At 46.4% G+C, this 733-nt stretch carries 1 protein-coding gene; it reads right to left on the bottom strand.

Annotated features, from left to right (window positions below; all coding sequences use genetic code 11):
- Positions 1-181 precede the first annotated feature (181 nt).
- Positions 182-574, bottom strand: coding sequence for a VOC family protein (locus HC733_RS22500; RefSeq protein WP_190367196.1), 393 nt, complete (start codon positions 572-574; stop codon positions 182-184).
- Positions 575-733 lie beyond the last annotated feature (159 nt).

The raw sequence follows: 733 nt of genomic DNA, 5'->3' as shown, positions 1-733 counted from the left end.
CGACGAAATTACTTGCTTCATCTATGCGTTAACTCACTCAACTTAAAAAGAGAAAATTATGGCTCGAAAAAAAGCAAAGATTTTTATGGTTTAACTTGACGTGGGGAGTCATACCAACGTTTGGTTAAGGGGCGGGCTTTAGCCCGTCCCAGTGAGCGAAGCGAACGATTTGAACCAATTGTTAGAGCATACTGGCCCGAACCTGAAAGATATTGCCTTCGGGATCATAAGCATCACAGACTTTATTGCCTTGAAACGCCCACTCGCGTTCAGGGCTATTAAGCTCGCCACCTAAACGTATAGCTGTTTCCCGAGCTGTGGCAAGGTTATGAACGGCAAAGCAAATTTTGATGGCTGTGTTCTCTCGACGTTCTGGTGGCGAAGAGATGATGATTTGATTTGCGATTGATGGCGCGATGGCTACCACGACGAGTTGGAATTTTGCGGATTCAAGCAACACATAGTCAGGCTCTTGCTGGACAATTGGCAGGCCAGCAAGCGCTGAATAAAAATGGCTCACACGCTCAATGTCTTTTGCATAAATGACGGCGCCTGCGACGAATTGATCTTGCATGCAATCTTCCTTGGGCTGCACGGTGCAGCTGCGTGTGCTCTAACGTTTTAGTATTTATGCGACACGTAGTTTGTGTTGCATAATCGCTTGTTGGACTGAGGCGCTACCTGCTCGATGTGTCAGAGTTGGTGCTCTTTATGCTATGGGAATTTGCTTTTT

Source organism: Pseudoalteromonas sp. S16_S37, from assembly GCF_014694405.1.
GTDB lineage: Bacteria > Pseudomonadota > Gammaproteobacteria > Enterobacterales > Alteromonadaceae > Pseudoalteromonas.
Note: the sequence above shows the minus strand (reverse complement) of the source record. Positions and strands in the feature narration are given on the sequence as shown.